Genomic DNA, 19,365 nt, shown 5'->3' on the forward strand with positions numbered 1-19,365 from the left:
GCGCTTGAAAAAGCGCCCTTACAACACCAGGAGACAAGCCATGGCTCAAGTGTCGAGCAGCGCCATCGAAGAACTGAAAACCGCCATACGTGGGCAGCTAGTACTGCCCGACGATCCCGGTTTCAACGAAGCCCGCAGCATCTGGAATGCAATGATCGACTGCCGCCCGGCGATGATTCTGCGCTGCGCCGGCGTCGCCGACGTGCGTCGCGGCATCGCGTTCGCGCGCGCGAATGATCTGCCGCTTGCGCTTCGCGGCGGCGGTCATAACATTGCCGGCAGCGCGCTATGCGAAGACGGTCTCGTGATGGACTTCTCGCAGATGAAGTCCGTGCGAATCGATCCGATTGCAAGACGCGCGTATGTGGGACCGGGCGCAACGCTCGCGGACTTCGATCACGAAGCGCAAGCCTTTGGACTCGCGACACCGCTCGGCATCAATTCGACCACGGGCGTCGCGGGCTTGACGCTCGGCGGCGGCTTCGGCTGGCTCAGCCGCAAATACGGCATGACGATCGACAATCTGATTTCAGCCGACGTGGTCACCGCCGAAGGCGAACTGCTTCGCGCCAGCGCCGAATCGAATGAAGATCTGTTCTGGGCGATTCGTGGCGGCGGCGGCAATTTCGGCGTGGTCACGTCGTTCGAATTCGCACTGCATTCCGTCGGACCGATGGTGTACGGCGGGCTCGTCGTGCTGCCGTTCGCCGAGGCGAGAGACGCGCTCGTCAAATATCGCGCGGCAGCCGCGCAGATGCCCGACGACCTGAGCGTGTGGGCAGTGCTACGGCTCGCGCCGCCGCTGCCATTCCTGCCCGCCGAAGTACACGGCAAGCCGGTGATCATCTTCCCGATGTGCTACACCGGCCCGATCGCAAACGGTCCTTCGGCGGTCGCGCAAGTGAAGACGTTCGGCACGCCCGTCGGCGAACATCTCGGCGAAATGCCGTATGCGATGTGGCAACAGGCATTCGATCCGCTGCTCGCGCCCGGATCGCGCAACTACTGGAAGTCGCACAACCTCGCCAATATCGACGATGGTCTGATCGATGCATTGCTTCAGTCGATTGAGAATCTGCCTTCTCCACAGTGCGAGATTTTCTTCGGGCAGATCGGCGCGCAAACGCAACGCGTGCCGGTGAATGCGACCGCCTACTCGAGCCGCGACACGCAATACGCGATGAACGTGCATGGCCGCTGGGAAGATCCCGCCGACGATGAACGTTGCATCGCGTGGGCTCGTGCCTTCTTCGAGCAGGCAGCGCCGTTCTCGCTCGGCAGCGTCTACGTGAACTTCATGACGCAGGAAGAAGCGGGCCGCGTCGCCGATGCATACGGCCCGAACTTCGAACGGCTCGTCGCGGTTAAGAGCCGCTACGATCCGCACAACCTCTTCCGTCATAACCAGAACATTCGTCCCGCCATGTAATGCGTGGCAGCGAATAAAGGAACCCGCGGAGGAATCCGCGCGAGTCTCAGCGCGGATTCCTCGCACCCGACGCATGAATGTCCCTTTGCGCGGGCGGCATGGATCAGGCACGGCAAATGCTGCTTTATCATTGATGCTGGCCCTATTGGCCAACGTCACAGCATTACCTTTGATCCATAAACAAAAACCGCCTCGATAACGTAAAAGGACAACTATCATGCGCAGACGACAATTCATCACGACGGCCGGCGCGGCTTTCGCTACCGCGGGCCTCGGCCTTGCCGGTTGCACCACCACGTCAGGGTCGTCGGGCACGTCGGCGTCCGCGAACGCCAACAAGCGCGACACGATCAACGCGGGTATCGACTCCACGCTTTCGCGTCTCTACGCGAACGTCGGCGGTTCGCGCGAACTCGTGGCGAAAGCGCGCGGCGTGCTGGTGTTTCCGTCGGTGATCTCGGCGGGCTTCTGGGTCGGCGGCCAATACGGCGAAGGCGGGCTGCGCGTGGGCGGTCGCACGACCGGCTACTACAGCACGGTGGCGGGATCGTTTGGCTTGCAGATCGGCGCGCAGTCGAAGGCGCTTATCTTCCTGTTCATGACGCAGGAAGCACTCGACAAATTCCTCAATAGCCAGGGCTGGGCAGCGGGCGCCGACGCAACCGTCGCGGTGCTCAAGGTCGGCGCGAACGGCGCGATCGACACATCGACGGCGACAAGCCCGGTCGAAGCATTCGTGCTGACCAACGGCGGCTTGATGGCGGGCGTATCGCTGGAAGGTACGAAGGTGTCGCGCCTCATCATCTGATCGTCGACAAGCCACGCGGCCGCTGTGCGGACCGCGTGGCGCTTCTGCATTACTCAGTCACTCAGTCACTCACTCACTTAACCGGCGATAGTTACTCCGCCGCGAGCGTCATCTGCGCCACTTCGCAGCGCGGCCATTGACGCAACACGTCCGGCGCGAGCAGCAGTTTGGCCGCGCGAATGCCCGCGCCCATGACGATCTGCGCGCGCTCCATGACGGCGGCATCGACGAGAATGCGCCAGTCCTGCGGCAAGCCGAAAGCCGTAATGCCGCCGAACTCCATGCTGCTCAGTTCGACCGCAAGCTCACGCTTCGCGAACGACAGCCGCTGCGCGCCGAGCGCTGCCTTCACCGCGCCGTTGATGTCGAGCCGCAGCGACCCGAGCGAAACGAGCGCCGCATAGTGCTCGCCGCCGTCCTTCTTGTAGCGCACGACGATCGTATTCGCGCAGTCCTCGAGACCGAAGCCATAGCGCGCGCTGAAGGCGGCGGTGTCCGACGCGTCGTCGGTGACGGAGAAAACCGTGACGCCCTGTTGCGGCAACTGCGCGAGCACTTGCGGCGGCAAACGCGTGGCGAGTTCATCGGCGGGAATCACGTCCAACTGCTTTACGGCTTCGTGCGAATGCATGGCGATCGAGAGAAGTAGAGAGGAAGGCCATCGCATTCTAGCGGCATGCGCGCGGTGCGGCATGCAATGCGGCGCGCGGCGGGGTATGCAATGCGGCGTGCGGCCAGTGCGCTTGCTATAGTCACAGGCACAACGCTTGCGAACGACGGCCATACGGAGGCTGCGCCCGGCCGGCCCGAGCGGCTCGCGCCTGCGCACCGCCCGAACCAGTGAGACTTCGACCATGGACATCGACACGCTTTCCGCCGGCAACCTCCAGCACATGGCTCGCACGCAGGCGAACTGGGCGATCGGAGCACTCAAGCAGTTTTCCGAAGACCGCTGCACTGCGCTGGCAGCGAGCATCGCGTTCTACGCTGCGTTTTCTTTGGCGCCGACGCTCGTCATGGTGATCGCCGTGGCCGGCTGGTTCTTCGGCGCCGAGGCCGCGCGCGGCGAACTGTTCGACCACATCCACGGATTGCTCGGCGACCAGGCTGCGGCAGGCGTGCAGACCATCGTCGAAAACGCGCATCACAGCGGCAGCGCGGGCGGCGTGGCCGCGATCATCTCGTTCACGATGCTGGCCATCGGCGCGTCGGCCACTTTCTCTTCGCTTAACAGCGCGCTCAACGTCGTATGGCCGTACACCGGTCCGCGCACGTCGAGCGTGCTTGCGCTGGTGCGCGTGCGGCTGATCTCGTTCGGGCTCGTGCTGGGCGTCGCGTTTCTGCTGATCGTCTCGCTCGTGCTCGATACTGTGATCACGTATGTCGGCAAGTGGCTGTGGGGCGACTCGCCTTATGTGGTGATCGGCAATCTGCTGCAACTCGGCGTCGGCTTGCTCGTGCTGGCGTTCGCATTCGCCGGGCTGCTAAAGTTTCTGCCCGACGCGAGCGTGCGTTGGCGCGATGCGCTGGTCGGCGGGGTCGTCGCGGCTGTGCTGTTTTCGGCGGGCAAGAAGCTGTTCGCGCTGTACCTCGCGCACGCCGGCATGGCGAGCTCGTTCGGCGCGGCCGGATCGCTCGCGGTGCTGTTGATGTGGCTGTACTTTTCCGCGGCAGTGCTGCTGCTCGGCGCGGAATTTTCGGCGGCGCGCGGCCGGTTGAACGACCCGCGCGGCGGTTGGGGCATGCAGCCCGACGCGCCGCCGGGCAGCCGCGCGAAGCTGGCGTCGGTGTTGGCGGCGTCGACGGTTCCGGGCGGCGCGGCGTTGCACGCCGGTTCGTCCGATTCGGGCGACGCGCGGGCTTCGAGGATTGGCGCTGTGTCCGCCGGAGTTGAACCGCCGCGGTTCGAGACACACGCAAAAGCATCGGTAGGCGCGAAGGCGCTCGGCGTCGGACGCTCGGTGCTTTCCGCCGAAGCGGGCGCGACGCATCTGGCGGCCGTTACGCTGCTTGGCGCGAGCCGCAAAGCCGTTGCGGCGAATCGCTACGTGCGCGAGCATCCGTGGAAGTCGGTCGCGCTGGCCGCGGCCGCCGGCCTCGCGGCGGCCCGCATGGCGCGGCACGCGCGCGCGGACGACGACGGTTCCAAATAGCCCGGCGGTTGCACAATCCGCGCCGCACCTTGTTGGTGCGTGTGGATCACAATCGCACCCGTCTGTCTACTCCCTTTTCGGCCAAAATGCATGGCGCCGCTTGGCCGCGCTCCCGCCGCCGTCGCTTCGCTAGACGACTTCATTACATATCTATTACAAATAAATGCCGGAAGTAGGCACACTCAAACGTTCATCGTCAACGAAACAACAATAATGCGAATGCAACGAATCAATATTGCCGAAAAGGCAACAATCCCGGATGAGCTTTAAATACAAGGGTTTGCGCGGGTTGTCGGTTTTTGGCGACACTCTTTTTTTTCCAGTTCTTGCCGATTGACGCAGTGAGCTATTCTCCTTTCCGCAACAAGTAAACTAATCATCTGCGTGGAGAAATGGATGAAACGAATCGCACTGTCTACCCTCTCGCTGGCGCTCCTGGGCGCAACGGGCGTCGCTCACGCTCAGAGCAGCGTGACCCTGTATGGCTTGATCGATGAATCGGTCCAGTACGTTCACAACGCCAACCCGGCTAACAACAATCTGTGGCAGCTCGCAGCGGGTAACCTGCAAGGCAGCCGCTGGGGCCTGAAGGGCTCGGAAGACCTGGGCGGTGGCTTGAAGGCGATTTTCCAGTTGGAAAGCGGCTTCAACCCGAACAACGGCAAGATGGGTTCGTACGGCACGGGCACGAAGCTGTTCGGTCGCCAGGCATACGTCGGCTTGACGCAAGATGCATACGGTACGCTCACGCTGGGTCGCCAGTACGATCCGCTGGTCGACCTGGTTCAGCCGCTGACGGGTGACAACTTCTTCGGCAGCACGTTCACGACGCCGGGCGACGTTGACAACAACGACAACAGCTCGCGTACGAACAACGCAATCAAGTACGTTTCGCCGGTGTGGGGCGGCTTCCAGTTCGAAGGCATGTACGCACTGGGCGGCGTTGCGGGCGCAACCGGCGCAGGCCAATCCTGGGCAGGTGCAGCAACGTGGTCGGGCGGTCCGTTCAGCGTTGCAGCTGGCTACTTCCGCATGCAGAACGCGAACACGCTGACCAGCCGCGGCGTCGCTCCGGGCAACCAGGGTGGCACGTGGAACGCAGGCGTGACGTCTGACGGTACGTTCGACGGCTCGAACATCAACGGCGCGTACGCATCGGCCAAGCAGATCGACATCACGTCGGCGGCTGCACAGTACGTGACCGGTCCGTTCACGTTCAACGTTCGCTATAGCTTCGCGCAATACAAGCCGGACGCGTTCTCGGGCTTCACAGAGCAAGAGAAGTATCACGTTGCAGGCGCGTACGCTGGCTACCAGCTCACGCCGGCAATGCTGCTTGGTCTGGGCTATACGTACACGCACGGCGCAGGCGACACGTCGGCGAACTACCACCAGGTTTCGCTGGGCGGCGACTACTTCCTGTCGAAGCGCACCGACCTGTACCTCGTTGGCGCATACCAGCACGCAAGCGGTCATCAGCGCGATGCAGCGACCGGTGGCATTGTCAACGCCGGTGCATCGGTTGGCTCGTATGGCTACCAGGCCGGTTCGAGCAGCCAGGAGATCATCAGCCTGGGCATTCGCCACAAGTTCTAAATGGGCTTGACGGACTGCTGAAGCTTACGCAGTTCGAAACCAGCCACGGGCGCAAGCCGGTGGCTGGTTTTTTTTCGTCCGTAGGTTTTGTTGTGGCGGGCAGCGGTTGAGCCTACCGCTGCGCCTTGCCTTTTTCCGCCTGCGCCAGAGTCTGCGCCGGCTTGGCGTCGAATTCATGCTCGACGCCGTCCGCGCCCACCGGCGCGCGATGCAGCACCAGCGCCCGCTCGCGCTGCAACGTCGGCACCTGCTGCGACTCCTGCCAGTCAGGATCGGGAATCTCGCCGAACACCTGACGCAGCCGCTCGCCCCACGTGCGGTGAATCATCTGGAAGTAAGCGTTGTCGTGATCGATCGACACGAAGCGCGTGACGCGCAGCGTGTCCTTCTCGTAGACGAGCAGATCGAGCGGCAGCCCGACCGACAGGTTCGAGCGCACGGTCGAATCCATTGAAATAAGCGCGCATTTCGCGGCTTCGTCGAGCGGCGTGGACGGCGTCAGCACGCGGTCGATGATCGGCTTGCCGTACTTCGCCTCGCCGATCTGAAAGTACGGATTCACCGCCGACGCCTCGATGAAGTTGCCCGCCGCGTAAATCATGAAAAGACGCGGCCGGTTGCCCGCAATCTGCCCGCCGAGGATAAAGCTGCAATTGAAGTCGACGCCGAATTCCTGCAGCGCCTCCGCCTCGCGCTGATGCACGGTGCGCACCGCCTGGCCGATCACGCGCGCGGCGTCGCCCAACGTAGGCACGTTCCACAGCGTGGGCTGCGACGCATCGGCCGGTTCCGACAGTTCGTGCAGCACCGCTTGCGTAAGCGACAGATTGCCCGCGCCCAGCAGGACCAGCATGCGCTCGCCCGGCTGCTCGAACACCGCCATCTTGCGCGCGGTGCTGATGTGATCGACGCCCGCATTGGTCCGTGTATCGGAAAGGAACACGAGACCTTCCTCGACGGTCATCGCTACGCAGTAAGTCATAGTGAAACGTACCCGCAAAAAAAGACTTGAACGACGCTATTGTAATGCGGCGCCGATGCGCCCTTTCTCGTATTACGGCGTCTGCGGTTATGTTCTTGATAGCGATGCCGCGTTGGCGTGGGCGAAGCGCCGCCGCTGCCTCGTCGCCGGCTACTGCGGCGTGCTTGCGCTGACCGTCACCGACACGTTCAGTTGCTCCTCCCTACCGCCGATGCGCCGTCCGCGCACCGGCGCTGCGGCCTCGTAATCACGCGCCACGGCGAGGCGGCAATAGATCTCGCTGGCAAAAGCCGCATGCGTGACGTCGACGGAAACCCAGCCGTCGAGCCACACGTCCACCCACGCATGGCTCGCCGCGTGCGGCACGTCGCCCGGTTCGATATAGCCGCTCACGTAGCGCGCCGGGACGCCGCGCGCCCGGCAGCATGCGAGCATCAGATGCGCGTGGTCCTGACACACGCCGTTGCCGAGCTCGAGCGCCTGCGCCGCCGTGCTGGTCACTTCCGTCACGCCGGGGTGGTAGCCGACGCGCTCCACGATCCGCTCGGACAGCGCAATCAGGCTCGACGTGCTCGTGAGGTCAGGAACCGATCCGGCCAGTTCGCGGACCGCCGCATCGGCCTCCGTCAAACGCGTCGCGCAGGTGAAATGCTCGAGCGGAATCGGGCCGGCATCGTCGCGAAGACGGCCGTCGATGAGCGGGATCGTGTCGACTTCGCCGGATACGTGAAGGCGGATCTCGTTATGCGGCTTGTTGATGACGAGCGTGTGCAGCGCGTTGCCATAGGCGTCGACGGCCGCGTCGAGCTTGCCCGGCGCGTCGATGTTCCAGCGCCGCACGACCTGCGACGCGCCGCTTGCCGGCGTCAGCCGAAGTTGCTGGATCGAGTAATGGACAGTCGCTTCATAACGATAGGACGTCTCGTGGCGGATCGTCAGGTACATAAGCACTCCGTCAGGCGACTGGCAGCATCAGATAAGTACGCGCGACGAGATTGCCCAGCTCGAACACGCGAGCCAGGAACTGCGTCAGATACGCGTGCAGGCCGGCTTCGAAAATTTGCCGGATGTCGGAGTAAAGCAGTTCGGCGCGCAGCTTGCCGGCAAACCGTTCGCACTGGTTCGAGCCCGGCGTGCGCAGCATCGCCAGATTCGCGCAGACGCCTTCGAGCGAAGCCAGCAGCGAGCGCGGCATCTGCTGATTGAGGATCATCAATTCGACGACGCGCGCCGGCGTCACGACGTCGCGATAAACCTTGCGATAGATCTCGAGCGCCGACACCGAACTCAGGATCGACGTCCAGTAATAGAAGTCCTCCAACTGACGCGCGGCGTCGCGTGAATTCGGCTCGACGTCGGCAAAGCGCACGTCGAGAATGCGCGCGGTGTTGTCGGCGCGCTCCAGAAAAGTGCCGAGCTGCGTGAAGAAAAATGCGTCGTCCTGCAACGCGGTGCCAATCGTTACGCCACGCGAAAGGTGCGAGCGAAACTTCACCCATTCGAACAACGCGCCGGGATTGCCGGACGCCTGATCAGACGAAATGCGCTCGTTGAATTCAAGCCACGTATCGTTGATGGTCTCCCACCATTCGGTCGTTAACGTGCCGCGCACCGCACGCGCGTTTTCGCGCGCCGCATGCAGACACGAGTGGATGCTCGACGGATTGGTCGCGTCCGCCACCATGAAGTCGAGCACGTGTTCGCGCGTCGGCTCGTCATGACGCTCGGCGAAAGCGGCCTCGAGTTCGGAGATGCGCAGCACCGACCGTTGCGCGCGCGCCTCCTGTTCGGGCGTCTGCGGCAACAAAAGCGCCTTGAGGTTGATGTCGAGCATGCGGGCGGTGTTCTCCGCGCGCTCCATGTAGCGGGCCATCCAGAAAAGGTGATCGGCGGTGCGGCTTAGCATGACGGCGTTCCGTGTCTGATGACGCGAGATGTTGAGTTAAAGGCTCGCGCTGGTTATCCCGCTGGTTTCCTATGCGCCCGCGGCATCTGACAAATGCCCCGGCGCGCTGGGTTGCACGCGCGGCTATCGGGAGCCGTGCGGCAACCGCTTCAGTCGACCATCCACGTGTCTTTGGTCCCGCCTCCCTGCGACGAATTGACGACGAGCGAGCCTTCCTGCAACGCGACGCGCGTCAGTCCGCCTGCGACCATCGTGACGGTCTTGCCCGACAGCACGAACGGACGCAGATCGATATGGCGCGGCGCGATGCCGGCTTCGACGAAGGTCGGGCATGCGGACAGCGCGAGCGTCGGTTGAGCGATATAACCCGCGGGCCGCGCGATCAGACGCTCGCGGAACGCTTCAATCTCGGCCTTCGTCGATGCGGGTCCGACGAGCATGCCGTAGCCGCCCGCGCCATGCACTTCCTTGACGACGAGTTCCGCCAGATGCGCGAGCGTGTATGCAAGATCGTCCGGCTTGCGGCACTGGAACGTGGGCACGTTATTGAGGATCGGTTTCTCGCCCAGGTAGAAGTCGATCATGTCGGGCACGTACGGATAGATCGATTTGTCGTCGGCGATGCCGGTGCCCATTGCGTTCGCGAGCGCGACGCGTCCCGCGCGATACGCGGTCAGCAGACCCGGCACGCCAAGCGCCGAATCGTTGCGGAACGCGAGCGGGTCGAGAAAGTCGTCGTCCACGCGGCGATAGATCACATCGACACGCTTCGGTCCCTGCGTCGTACGCATGAACACATAGTTGTCGTCGACGAACAGGTCCTTGCCTTCCACGAGTTCGACGCCCATCTGCTGCGCGAGGAACGTGTGCTCGAAATACGCGGAGTTGTACATGCCAGGCGTGAGCACGACGACGACCGGATCGTCGACGCCTTCGGGCGACACCGAGCGCAACGTATCGAGCAAAAGGTCGGGATAATGCGCGACCGGCGCGATGCGGTTGCGCACGAACAGCTCGGGGAAAAGCCGCATCATCATCTTGCGGTTTTCGAGCATGTACGAGACGCCCGACGGCACCCGCAGGTTGTCTTCGAGCACGTAGAACTCGCCGTCGTCGCCGGCACGCACCACGTCGACGCCGGCAATGTGCGCGTAAACACCGAGCGGCACATTCACGCCCTGCATTTCGGGCCGGTATTGCGCGTTGGTATAGACCTGCTCGGCGGGCACGATGCCGGCGCGCACGATCTTGCGATCGTGATAGACGTCGTGGATGAAGAGGTTCAGCGCCTGCACGCGCTGACGCAAACCGGCTTCCAGCGTCTGCCACTCGTGGCGCGGAATGATGCGTGGAATCAGATCAAAGGGAATCAGCCGCTCGGTGCCGGAGAGGTCGCCATTCACGGCGAACGTGATGCCGACCCGGCGAAACAGCAGGTCCGCTTCCGCACGCTTGCGCGCGATTGCTTCGTTGCCCTGCTTCTCTAGCCACCGCTCAAAGCGCGCGTAATGTGGCCGCACGGCATCGTCATGATGACGCATCTCGTCATAGCATCGCATGTCACGCCCCGCTCTTGTTGTCGGATAGAAGGCGAATGCGCTGCGCATTCGGTGTTCGACTTCATTCAAGCAAGCGCTATGCCATTGGGCTTTTAGCGCGGAATCCGACCGACATGCACATGAAGCGCGCATCGAAAAGCCTGGCGCCTCGCTGCCATCGTACTGCTGCGGCCCACGATGCGCTAGTAGAGTGCATGGATCGATCGGCGATGCACCACGCCGTTGTTCGCCATGAAAAAATCCCCGTGGATTTGCATCCACGGGGATTCAGACTACTTGCAGTGCGAGGCTCGAAATACGCTACGTCAACTGTAGCCGTGAGCGACGCATCAAGTGACGCAGAAGCGCGATTAGCCTGCTGCAGCGTCCTTCAGCTTCTTCAGCGGGCGTGCCTTGATGCGCACGCTAGCCGGCTTGGCCGGGAACCAGCGCTCTTCGCCCGAGAACGGGTCTTTGCCGAAGCGCTTCTTCTTGGCCGGCACAGCTTGCACGACGATCTTCAGAAGACCCGACAGCGTGAATTCGCCCGCGCCCTTCTTGTGGACAGCGCCGAGGATCGTGTCTTCGAGCGCGGCCAGGACGGCCTTGGCAGCCCTCGGTTCGACGCCAGCGCGTTCAGCAACGTGAGTAGCCAGCGAGGCCTTCGTGAAGGTGTCCTTGATCGGCGACGGTGCGCTGGACGCCTTCACGGCGACCTTCTTAGCTGCGGAAGCTTTCTTCGCAGGGACTTTCTTTGCAGCAACCTTCTTGGTCGGTACCGGGGCAGCAGCCTTCTTGGCCACCTTTTTTGCGGAAGTCGGCATGTTTCTCCTACCTGTTGTGGTCAGTGAATTGCACGAAGCGCACACGGTATGCGCACGCTTCAACGCCGGATTCTACAAGCGCTCAAGCGATTTGCGCGACTCTTTTATGTATAACAGCGCAGGTTTGTTGCGCGGCGCAGACTGCGCAACACATTTTGAGCCTTGTTTCAGGGGCTAAACTGCTTCGGCGGAGCTAGCGGCGTCGATTCGTAAAGTGCGTTACAAGCCGTTTCAACCCATGTATAGCGGCATATTCTGCGTGACCGGCTTGTGCGGGACACACGATTGCCGCAACCTTTTTAACGCTTCGGGTAACTCCGCATTGGCCGCGCGATGTTGGCCGTTGCAACGCCATTACGTCGCGCCGGCGGTCCAGGTGCGCTATCAGGCGATGCCTGGCAGGATGTCCGCGAGCTTCGTCAACGCTGCGTCGATATGCTGCCCGGCGATGCTGCCGTAGCCGAAAATCAGACCGGGCCGCGGTTTTGCGCGCTGGTAAAACGGCGCGAGACCATACAGGCCAATCGACGCCTCGCTCGCCGCCGCCACCAGAACCTGCTCGGTCAACGGCGCCTTCAGGTGCGCGGCCAGGTGAATTCCGGCCGTCGGCACGATCGGCTCGAACCACGGCGCGAGATCGCCTTGCAGATGCGCGAGCAACGTCGCGCGCCGCGCCGCGTACGTCTTGTGCATGCGCCGCAGATGCTTGGCGAAATCGCCGTTGAGCATGAACGATGCAAGCGCAGTTTGTGTGAGCGTGCAGCCGTGCCAGTCCGCGATTTGCCGCGCCTTGAAAAGCGGCTTGTATAGCGACGCGGGCGGCACCACATAGCCGACCCGCAACTCCGGGAAGATGGTTTTCGAAAAGGTGCCCACGTAGGCGACGAGTCCCGCACGGTCGAGGCTTTTCAACGGCTCCATCGGCCGGCCTTCGAAACGGTACTCGCAGTCGTAGTCGTCTTCGATGATCACGGCGCCGCGTTTTTGCGCCCATTCCAGCAGTTCGACGCGGCGCTCGAGACTCATCGGCATGCCGAGCGGAAACTGATGCGACGGCGTCACATAGACGAGCCGCGCATTGTCCGGCAGCTTGCCGACGATCAAACCTTCGCGATCCACCGGCACGTGCGCCACCTGCGCGCCGGTTGCGGCGAAGCATGCATGCGCGGGCGGATAGCCGGGGTCTTCGATGGCCGCGACTTCGCCTGGACCGAGCGTGACGCGTGCAAGCAGATCGAGTGCGTGCTGCGCGCCTTGCGTGACGATCACCTCTTCCCAGTTGCTCGACACCGCCCGATTGAATGCGAGGTAGCGTGAAATCGCGAGCCGCAGTTCCTGTTCGCCGGCAGCGTCGCGGTATGTTCCGGGGCCGCGCGATTGCGCGCGCAGCGCGTGATTCACGCAGCGGCGCCAGACGTCGAACGGAAAGAGCGTCTTGTCGATCGCGCCGCCGACGAAATCGTAGGGCGACGCAACCGAAGGCCGCGGCAACGGCAAGCTGTCGGGCATCTGGTCCCACAGCGGTTGGGCGCGCACGGCGTCCTTCGTCGCCTGCTCACGATCGCGCGACGAGTCGGCCGCGCGCGCATGCGGCGAGCGCTCGGTCGGCAAGCGCTCGAGCCCGTCGGCGACGAAAGTGCCCGAACCGGCCCGCGCGGTGAGATAACCCTCGGAGAGAAGCCGCTCGAAGACGTCGAGCGTCGTCTTGCGCGACACGCCCAGTTGCGTCGCGAGATCGCGCGTGGACGGCAGGCGCGTGCCGCCGGCGAGACGCCCTTCGAGTATGCCGGCCCGCAGTTGCCGATAGATCTGTCCGGAGAGATCGTGATGGCCTTCGACGGCGATGTGAATTTCCATTCTGGCTGCTACCTGCTGGCTACCTGTTATGTCATCGCCATGATACTTCCGCGAGACGTATGGCAAGCGCCAGTTGAACGCGCCGGCGGGCTTGTTACTGCGCCACCGCGCCGCTTCGTGCAGCGTGCTCTTTGGCGTCGTCACGCGAAGCGTCGCTGCATCGTTGATGCTCGCGCGAGAGCTTGCGCATCAGCGGCAACAGCAGCACGGCGACCAGCGCACCCGCGGCCGCGAGCCATCCCAGGCCGGTAAACAGCTTCGTATAGAGCGGCAACGATTCGAGCGGATGCATGTCGCCGGCCGGCATCTGCGCGAAATTCGCGACCACGCTGCCCAGATACTGCGATACGCCGGTTGCCACGAAGTACGCGCCCATCATGAAGCCGCTCATGCGCGCGGGCACGTAGCGCGCGATCATCGCAAGGCCGAGGCCGCTCACCAGCAGTTCGCCGAGCGAGTACAAGCCATAGCCGCCGACCATGAACCACGACGACACGCGCCCTTCCACCGCATAGCGGCCGCTTGCCGCGTAGACGAAGAAGCCGGCCGCCACCACCGCAAAGCCGACCGCGTATTTCGCCGCGACGGGAACGTCCTTGCCCCGCTTCGCGAGCCGCGTATACAGCAGCGCAAGCAGCGGACTCAGCAGCATGATCCAGATCGGATTGAGCGCCTGGAACTGCGCCGCGCTCCAGGTGAACAGCGTCGCGCCGAACAGCGAGAAGCGCGGATCGACATTGCGCAGCGCGAACAGCGTGAGCGACGTCGACATCTGCACATAGAACACGAAAAACAGGATCACCTGCGCCGTGAGGATCAATGCGGCCACCAGACCCGCGCGTTCGGAGCGCTCGCACTTGAGCAGCATGTAGCCGAAAATCGCCAGAATCGCGAGGCCCGCCGCATACACGCACGCCACCGCGATGGCCTTGTGCTGCAGCACGAACATCGCGATCGCGCCAAGCGCAATGCCGCCGAGCGCAATCGCGCCGACGCGCTTCCAGCGCACGGGCTCGGCATCGGGCGCGGAGCCGATATGCGCGAGCGTGCGGAACATCACGAAGTAATTCGCCACCGACAGCAGCATCCCCGCACAGCAGACGGCGAAGGCCGCGTGCCAGCCCCAATGGTCCTTGATCCACGGCGTGGCGAGCATCGACACCGTCGAGCCGATATTGACCGCCATGTAGTAGATCGTGAACGCGCTGTCGATGCGCGCGTCGTCGCCTTCATAGATGCGCCGCACGAGATTGGCCGCGTTCGCCTTGAAAAGCCCGTTGCCCACGACGATCACGCCCAGCGATGCATACATGAACGCGAGCTGGTCGTTCGGCAGCGCGAGCATCAGATAGCCGGCCGCGAGCACGATGGCGCCGAAGATCATCGTGCGTCGCGTGCCGAGAATCTTGTCGCCGATCCAGCCGCCGATCGACGGCGATGCGTACACGAGCGCCGTGAACGCGCCCCACGTGAGCGTGGCGTGGCTGTCCGCGAAATGCAGCTTGTCGATCATGAACAGCACGAGCAACGCGGCCATGCCGTAATAGCCGAAGCGTTCCCACATTTCGATCAGAAAGACCGTGGAAAACGAGCGCGTCTGCGAGACCTGCGCTTCAGGGCGTTGTGGTGAATCCATCGAGTACCTCTTGTTTCAAATAGTGGGGCTGTCGGCAAACTGCCGCGCGCCGTGAATCATCGGATTGCAAAAACGGCTGGACGGCCATGCGTTGTTCGGCTGCATGCGCAAGCTTGCGTTTCGTGTCGTGCGCGGGCCGCGCTCATATCCACAATGCATGGATGCGGACACTGCCTAAAGTCGCCGTACGTCTGTCTGAATCGAAGCGCGGCTTTTCGCGTCGCCCGTCGGATCGGCGGACCGGCTGTTAGCTTCTGGCAACATAGCGTGTTGTCTCGAAAAAGGCGTTCCGTTTGAAGCCGGGATCTCAGGCCCGCAGTCCCGGCAAGGCGCCATCAAACCATATTCGCTTATATCAAACAAATTTTGACGGGCTAATTTCCTCCTGCTATGGTCACGACAATTCATAAGAGCAATTCGGCACTCGAAGTAGGCAGCAAGATTCGCGCGTTGAGGCAACGTCTGAAGCGCACGCTGGACGACACGGCAACTGCGGCGGGTATCTCCAAGCCGTTTTTGTCGCAGGTGGAGCGGGGCCTCGCGTCACCCTCCATCACGTCGCTGGCGGGCATCGCTCACGCGCTCGGGGTGACGGTGCAGTATTTCGTCGATACGCCCAGCGAAGAGCGTTCGGTCAGCCGCGGCGATCAGCTGAAGTTTTTTGGCTTCGCGGACTCGGCGAATCTGTTCGCCCGTTTGACGAACGTGACGGGCGGCCGTCAGCTCGAGGCGATCCTCGTGAAGATGCCGGTCGGACAAAAGCGTTCGGAAGTCACGACGCATGCCGGCGAAGAGTTTATGTATGTGATCGACGGCGAAGTGTCGTTGACGCTGGAAGGCAAGACCTTCGTGTTGCGCGCAGGAGACAGCGCGCATTACGAATCGACTGTGCCGCATAGCTGGGCGAATACCGCACGCGTGGAGTCGGTGGTCGTCTGGGTCGGCACACCGAGACTGTTTTAAAGAAGCAGGCTAGTTTTCCGGTTCATCCGGCAGGACAGCCTGCATTACCAAATGTAAGGATTCCTGCATGTCTGACAAACAACAAGGGCCGCCCCGGCCCGAACAAAGCAGATAGCAAGGCGCTTTAGCGCCGGCGCGTTCTTCTCCCGACCTTTCCTGCGATTCCGAACCGATGAAAACCCCGTTTGCTTACGCGACGGCGCTGAGTGCGCTCGTCCTTACCTTGACGTCTTCGCTTTCTTCTTCGGCGTTTGCCGTCACCGTGCCGGCGGGCGTCACGCTCGCCGCCAGCCAGGAAATGACCCGCCAGGTGCCGGGCGAAACCGAGTCACTCGATCCAGCGCACATCGAATCGTGGACCGGCAACACCATCGGGCTCGACATGTTCGAAGGACTCACGCGCATCGACGCGGCCGGCGCGATCGTGCCCGGCGTCGCGCAATCGTGGACGCGCACGGGGCCCGACACATGGGTCTTCAAGCTGCGCCACGACGCCCGCTGGAGCAACGGCCAGCCCGTCACCGCAAACGATTTCGTCTATGCGTGGCAGCGCGTGCTCGATCCAAAGACCGGCTCGAAATACACAGTGCTGGTCGAGTTCGTGAAGAACGGCAAGGCGATTCTCGCGGGCAAGGCGCCGCTCTCGAGCCTCGGCGTTCGAGCCGCCGATCCGTACACACTCGAAGTCACCACCGAGGTGCCCGCCGCTTTCTTCCCGCAACTGGCCGCGATGACGACAATGGCGCCGGTCAACCGCGACGTCGTGACCAAGTTCGGTGGCGACTGGACTCGGCCGGGCAATTTCGTCGGCAATGGTCCGTACATGCTGGCCGATTGGCAGCCGGGTAACCGGCTCGTCGGCGCAAAGAGCAAGACGTACTGGAACGCAAGCAAGGTCGTGATCACCAAAGTGACCTATCTGCCGATCGAAAACGACGAAACAGCAATGCGCATGTATCAGGCCGGCCAGTTCGACTACACGTATTCGATTCCGTCGGGCATCTACGCGCAGGTGAGCAAGCAGTTCGGCGGCGAGCTGAAGACCGGCCTGCAGATCGCGACGTACTACTACAGCCTGAACAACGAAGATCCGCTGTTCAAGGACAAGCGCGTGCGTCAGGCACTGTCGATGGTCCTCGACCGCGATCTGCTCACGCAGCGCCTGACCGCCGACGGCGAGCTGCCCATGTACGGTCTCATCTCGAAGGGCACGCAAGGCGCGGACATTTTCAAGCCCGAATGGGCAAGCTGGCCGATGGCAAAGCGCGTCGACTATGCGCGCAATCTGCTGAAAAGCGCGGGCTATTCCGATGCGAAGCCGCTCACCTTCACGCTCACGTACAACACGAACGATCTGCACAAGAAGGTCGCGCTCTTCGCGACATCCGAATGGCGCAGCAAGCTCGGCGTTACCGCGAAGCTTGAAAACGTCGAATACAAGGTGCTGCTTAAACAGCGCCACGACGGCAAGGTGCAGGCTTCGCGCGACGGCTGGTTCGTCGACTACAACGACGCGATGTCGTATTTCGATCTGATCCGCTGCCACAGCGTGCAGAACGATCAGCGCTACTGCAATCCGCAAGTGGACAAGACCGTCGACGAAGCCAACCAGCAGCTCGACGACGCAAAGCGCACGGCCCTGCTCACCAAGGCGCACGACATGGCGATGAACGACTATCCGATGGTGCCGCTCTTTCAGTACTCGGCGGTGCGGCTCGTGAAGCCGTATGTAGGCGGCTACACGTCGACCAACTACGTCGATCAGCGCGCCACGCAGGACATGTATCTGATCAAGCATTAAACGCGGAGCATCGACATGCTGGCCTATACGCTGCGCCGCACGCTGTGGGCGATCCCGACGATTCTCGCCGTGATCACCGCGTGCTATCTGCTGCTGCATCTCACGCCGGGCGGGCCGTTCGACACCGACAAGCAACTGTCGGCGGCCGTGCTCGCGAACCTGAACGCGAAGTATCGGCTCGACGAACCGCTGTGGCTGCAGTATCTGCACTACCTCGGTTCGCTGCTGCACGGCGATCTCGGCCCGTCGTTCCGCTATGCCGACTGGTCGGTCAACGACCTCGTGTGGAAAGCGTTGCCCGTTAGCCTCGGCGTGGGCGGTGTGTCGGTGCCGATCGCATTGGTCATCGGCGTCACGCTCGGCACGCTCGCCGCCGTGCGGCGCGACCGTTTCGTCGATCACATGGTGATGGTGCTCGGCAATATCGGCAACGTGGTGCCGCCGTTCGTGCTCGGGCCCGTGCTCGTGTGGATCTTCGCGGTCCTGCTGAAGACGTCCGACGGCCACGGCTGGCTGCCTGCGGGCGGCTGGGGCGAAGGCGAATGGCGTTACCGCGTGCTGCCGATCGTGCTGCTCACGTTCATCAACGTGGCCGCCATTGCGCGCGTGATGCGCGGCAGCATGATCGAAGTGCTGACCGGCAACTTCATTCGCACAGCACGCGCGAAGGGCTTGCCCGGCCGCACGATCGTTCTGCGCCACGCGCTGAAGCCCGCGCTCATGCCTGTCGTGTCGCTGCTCGGCTCGGTGTGCATTTCGTCGATCACCGCGGCCGTCGTCACCGAATCGGTGTTCGCGCTGCCGGGCCTCGGGCAACTGGTCGTCAACGGCGCGATCAATCGCGACTACACGCTCGTGCTCGGCCTCGTGGTGCTGACCACGGCCGTCGCAGTGCTCTTCAATCTGCTGGTCGACCTCGCGTATGCGTGGCTCGATCCGTGTATCCGGTATTGATCATGGCCCGCTCTCTTCAACCGGCTGCCGCGGCGCTCGATCCGCTCGCGGCCATTGCAAACGCTCCGCGTTCGCGCGGCCCGCTCGCCACCGCCGCCGCGCGCTTCGTGCGCAATCGCGCCGCATTCGCCGGCTCGGTCGTGCTGGTGCTGATCGTGATTGCGTGTGTCGCGGGCCCGTGGCTGCTGCCCAACGGTCCCATCGACAGCGACTGGTCCGCGATCAGCCTGCCGCCCACGCTGCAAAACATGCACTGGTTCGGCACCGACGAACTCGGCCGCGATCTGCTCGCGCGCACACTGCAAGGCGGGCGCGTGTCGCTCGAAGTCGGCCTGCTCGGCACGCTCGTGTCGGGACTGATCGGCGTCGCGTACGGCGCGACCGCGGGCTATCTCGGCGGACGCGTCGACGCGGTCATGATGCGCATCGTCGACATGATGTACGCGATCCCCTACATGCTGATCGCCATTCTTATGATGACGATGTTTGGCCGCGCGTTCTATCTCGTCGTGCTGACCATCAGCGCGTTTTCATGGCTCGACATGGCGCGCGTCGTGCGCGGTCAGACGCTGTCGCTGCGCTCGCGCGAATTTATCGACGCCGCGAAAGCGATCGGCGTGAGTTCGCGCTCGATCATCGCGCGCCATATCGTGCCGAACCTGTTCGGCGTCGTGGTCGTGTACGCGAGCGTCACCGTGCCGAACATCGTGCTCACCGAGTCGGTGCTGTCGTTCCTCGGCCTCGGCGTGCAGGAACCCATGACGAGCTGGGGCGTGCTGATTCAGGACGGCGCGCAGAAGCTCGAATCGATGCCGTGGCTGCTGCTCTGCCCGGCCGTGATGCTGTGCGTGACGCTCTACTGCGTGAATTTCGTCGGCGACGGTCTGCGCGACGCATTCGATCCGAAGGACCGCTGAC

16 protein-coding genes are annotated in these 19,365 nt (G+C 63.1%); 8 read left to right on the top strand and 8 right to left on the bottom strand.

The window, feature by feature from the left end; translation table 11 throughout:
- Window positions 1-40: 40 nt before the first annotated feature.
- Window positions 41-1,429: an FAD-binding oxidoreductase gene (locus AB6809_RS01395; RefSeq protein WP_029966670.1), complete on the top strand. Its 1,389-nt coding sequence runs from the start codon at window positions 41-43 to the stop codon at window positions 1,427-1,429.
- A 217-nt stretch (window positions 1,430-1,646) separates the two neighbouring features.
- The gene (locus AB6809_RS01400; protein WP_006049483.1) at window positions 1,647-2,237 is read left to right on the top strand and encodes a YSC84-related protein; all 591 of its coding nucleotides are present in this window, start codon (window positions 1,647-1,649) and stop codon (window positions 2,235-2,237) included.
- Window positions 2,238-2,328: 91 nt separating this feature from the next.
- Here AB6809_RS01400 and AB6809_RS01405 read toward each other — a convergent pair whose 3' ends face one another.
- Window positions 2,329-2,868, bottom strand: a complete 540-nt coding sequence (locus AB6809_RS01405) for a YbaK/EbsC family protein (protein ID WP_371025961.1) — start codon at window positions 2,866-2,868, stop codon at window positions 2,329-2,331.
- A gap of 223 nt (window positions 2,869-3,091) precedes the next feature.
- Here AB6809_RS01405 and AB6809_RS01410 point away from each other — a divergent pair, with 223 nt between their 5' ends.
- Together AB6809_RS01410 and AB6809_RS01415 are read left to right on the top strand one after the other, a co-directional pair.
- Window positions 3,092-4,390: a YihY/virulence factor BrkB family protein gene (locus AB6809_RS01410; protein ID WP_029966674.1), complete on the top strand. Its 1,299-nt coding sequence runs from the start codon at window positions 3,092-3,094 to the stop codon at window positions 4,388-4,390.
- Window positions 4,391-4,786: 396 nt separating this feature from the next.
- On the top strand, window positions 4,787-5,986 hold the full coding sequence (locus AB6809_RS01415) for a porin (protein WP_006049486.1): 1,200 nt from the start codon (window positions 4,787-4,789) through the stop codon (window positions 5,984-5,986).
- Between the two features lie 112 nt (window positions 5,987-6,098).
- On the opposite strand, the gene AB6809_RS01420 is transcribed toward AB6809_RS01415, so the two are convergent.
- From AB6809_RS01420 to AB6809_RS01450, 7 genes are all read right to left on the bottom strand, one after another.
- Window positions 6,099-6,968, bottom strand: a complete 870-nt coding sequence (locus tag AB6809_RS01420) for a proteasome-type protease (RefSeq protein ID WP_029966675.1) — start codon at window positions 6,966-6,968, stop codon at window positions 6,099-6,101.
- Window positions 6,969-7,118: 150 nt separating this feature from the next.
- Window positions 7,119-7,913 (bottom strand): transglutaminase family protein, encoded by a 795-nt coding sequence (locus tag AB6809_RS01425; RefSeq protein ID WP_006049488.1) that lies wholly within the window; start codon window positions 7,911-7,913, stop codon window positions 7,119-7,121.
- A 10-nt stretch (window positions 7,914-7,923) separates the two neighbouring features.
- Entirely contained in the window at window positions 7,924-8,874 is a 951-nt protein-coding gene (locus AB6809_RS01430; RefSeq protein WP_029966677.1) for an alpha-E domain-containing protein, read from the bottom strand.
- A 149-nt stretch (window positions 8,875-9,023) separates the two neighbouring features.
- Window positions 9,024-10,433, bottom strand: coding sequence for a circularly permuted type 2 ATP-grasp protein (locus tag AB6809_RS01435; protein WP_029966679.1), 1,410 nt, complete (start codon window positions 10,431-10,433; stop codon window positions 9,024-9,026).
- A gap of 350 nt (window positions 10,434-10,783) precedes the next feature.
- Entirely contained in the window at window positions 10,784-11,236 is a 453-nt protein-coding gene (locus AB6809_RS01440) for an HU family DNA-binding protein (protein WP_029966680.1), read from the bottom strand.
- Window positions 11,237-11,620: 384 nt separating this feature from the next.
- Window positions 11,621-13,093 carry a PLP-dependent aminotransferase family protein gene (locus AB6809_RS01445; protein ID WP_029966681.1) on the bottom strand — a complete coding sequence of 491 codons (1,473 nt, stop codon included), beginning with the start codon at window positions 13,091-13,093 and terminating at the stop codon, window positions 11,621-11,623.
- Between the two features lie 94 nt (window positions 13,094-13,187).
- Window positions 13,188-14,729, bottom strand: a complete 1,542-nt coding sequence (locus AB6809_RS01450; protein WP_029966682.1) for a peptide MFS transporter — start codon at window positions 14,727-14,729, stop codon at window positions 13,188-13,190.
- A 390-nt stretch (window positions 14,730-15,119) separates the two neighbouring features.
- Between AB6809_RS01450 and AB6809_RS01455 the strand changes: the two genes are divergently transcribed.
- The 4 genes from AB6809_RS01455 to AB6809_RS01470 all read left to right on the top strand — a co-directional run bounded on the left by AB6809_RS01455 (window position 15,120) and on the right by AB6809_RS01470 (window position 19,364).
- Window positions 15,120-15,692, top strand: coding sequence for a helix-turn-helix domain-containing protein (locus tag AB6809_RS01455; RefSeq protein WP_006049494.1), 573 nt, complete (start codon window positions 15,120-15,122; stop codon window positions 15,690-15,692).
- Window positions 15,693-15,864: 172 nt separating this feature from the next.
- Entirely contained in the window at window positions 15,865-17,493 is a 1,629-nt protein-coding gene (locus tag AB6809_RS01460; RefSeq protein WP_006049495.1) for a peptide ABC transporter substrate-binding protein, read from the top strand.
- Between the two features lie 15 nt (window positions 17,494-17,508).
- Complete coding sequence (locus AB6809_RS01465) at window positions 17,509-18,447, top strand: ABC transporter permease subunit (protein ID WP_371025962.1); 939 nt, start codon at window positions 17,509-17,511, stop codon at window positions 18,445-18,447.
- Between the two features lie 2 nt (window positions 18,448-18,449).
- Complete coding sequence (locus AB6809_RS01470; RefSeq protein ID WP_029966683.1) at window positions 18,450-19,364, top strand: ABC transporter permease; 915 nt, start codon at window positions 18,450-18,452, stop codon at window positions 19,362-19,364.
- Window position 19,365 lies beyond the last annotated feature (1 nt).

This window comes from Paraburkholderia sp. RCC_158 (assembly GCF_041355255.1).
Lineage (GTDB): Bacteria > Pseudomonadota > Gammaproteobacteria > Burkholderiales > Burkholderiaceae > Paraburkholderia > Paraburkholderia graminis.

Coding starts and splice junctions, on each gene's coding strand:
- AB6809_RS01465 (WP_371025962.1), top strand. CDS start 17,509: ATGCTGGCCTATACGCTGCGCCGCACGCTGTGGGCGATCCCGACGATT.
- AB6809_RS01470 (WP_029966683.1), top strand. CDS start 18,450: ATGGCCCGCTCTCTTCAACCGGCTGCCGCGGCGCTCGATCCGCTCGCG.
- AB6809_RS01410 (WP_029966674.1), top strand. CDS start 3,092: ATGGACATCGACACGCTTTCCGCCGGCAACCTCCAGCACATGGCTCGC.
- AB6809_RS01430 (WP_029966677.1), bottom strand. CDS start 8,874: ATGCTAAGCCGCACCGCCGATCACCTTTTCTGGATGGCCCGCTACATG.
- AB6809_RS01415 (WP_006049486.1), top strand. CDS start 4,787: ATGAAACGAATCGCACTGTCTACCCTCTCGCTGGCGCTCCTGGGCGCA.
- AB6809_RS01460 (WP_006049495.1), top strand. CDS start 15,865: ATGAAAACCCCGTTTGCTTACGCGACGGCGCTGAGTGCGCTCGTCCTT.
- AB6809_RS01440 (WP_029966680.1), bottom strand. CDS start 11,236: ATGCCGACTTCCGCAAAAAAGGTGGCCAAGAAGGCTGCTGCCCCGGTA.
- AB6809_RS01395 (WP_029966670.1), top strand. CDS start 41: ATGGCTCAAGTGTCGAGCAGCGCCATCGAAGAACTGAAAACCGCCATA.
- AB6809_RS01420 (WP_029966675.1), bottom strand. CDS start 6,968: ATGACTTACTGCGTAGCGATGACCGTCGAGGAAGGTCTCGTGTTCCTT.
- AB6809_RS01435 (WP_029966679.1), bottom strand. CDS start 10,433: ATGCGATGCTATGACGAGATGCGTCATCATGACGATGCCGTGCGGCCA.
- AB6809_RS01425 (WP_006049488.1), bottom strand. CDS start 7,913: ATGTACCTGACGATCCGCCACGAGACGTCCTATCGTTATGAAGCGACT.
- AB6809_RS01455 (WP_006049494.1), top strand. CDS start 15,120: ATGGTCACGACAATTCATAAGAGCAATTCGGCACTCGAAGTAGGCAGC.
- AB6809_RS01450 (WP_029966682.1), bottom strand. CDS start 14,729: ATGGATTCACCACAACGCCCTGAAGCGCAGGTCTCGCAGACGCGCTCG.
- AB6809_RS01400 (WP_006049483.1), top strand. CDS start 1,647: ATGCGCAGACGACAATTCATCACGACGGCCGGCGCGGCTTTCGCTACC.
- AB6809_RS01445 (WP_029966681.1), bottom strand. CDS start 13,093: ATGGAAATTCACATCGCCGTCGAAGGCCATCACGATCTCTCCGGACAG.
- AB6809_RS01405 (WP_371025961.1), bottom strand. CDS start 2,868: ATGCATTCGCACGAAGCCGTAAAGCAGTTGGACGTGATTCCCGCCGAT.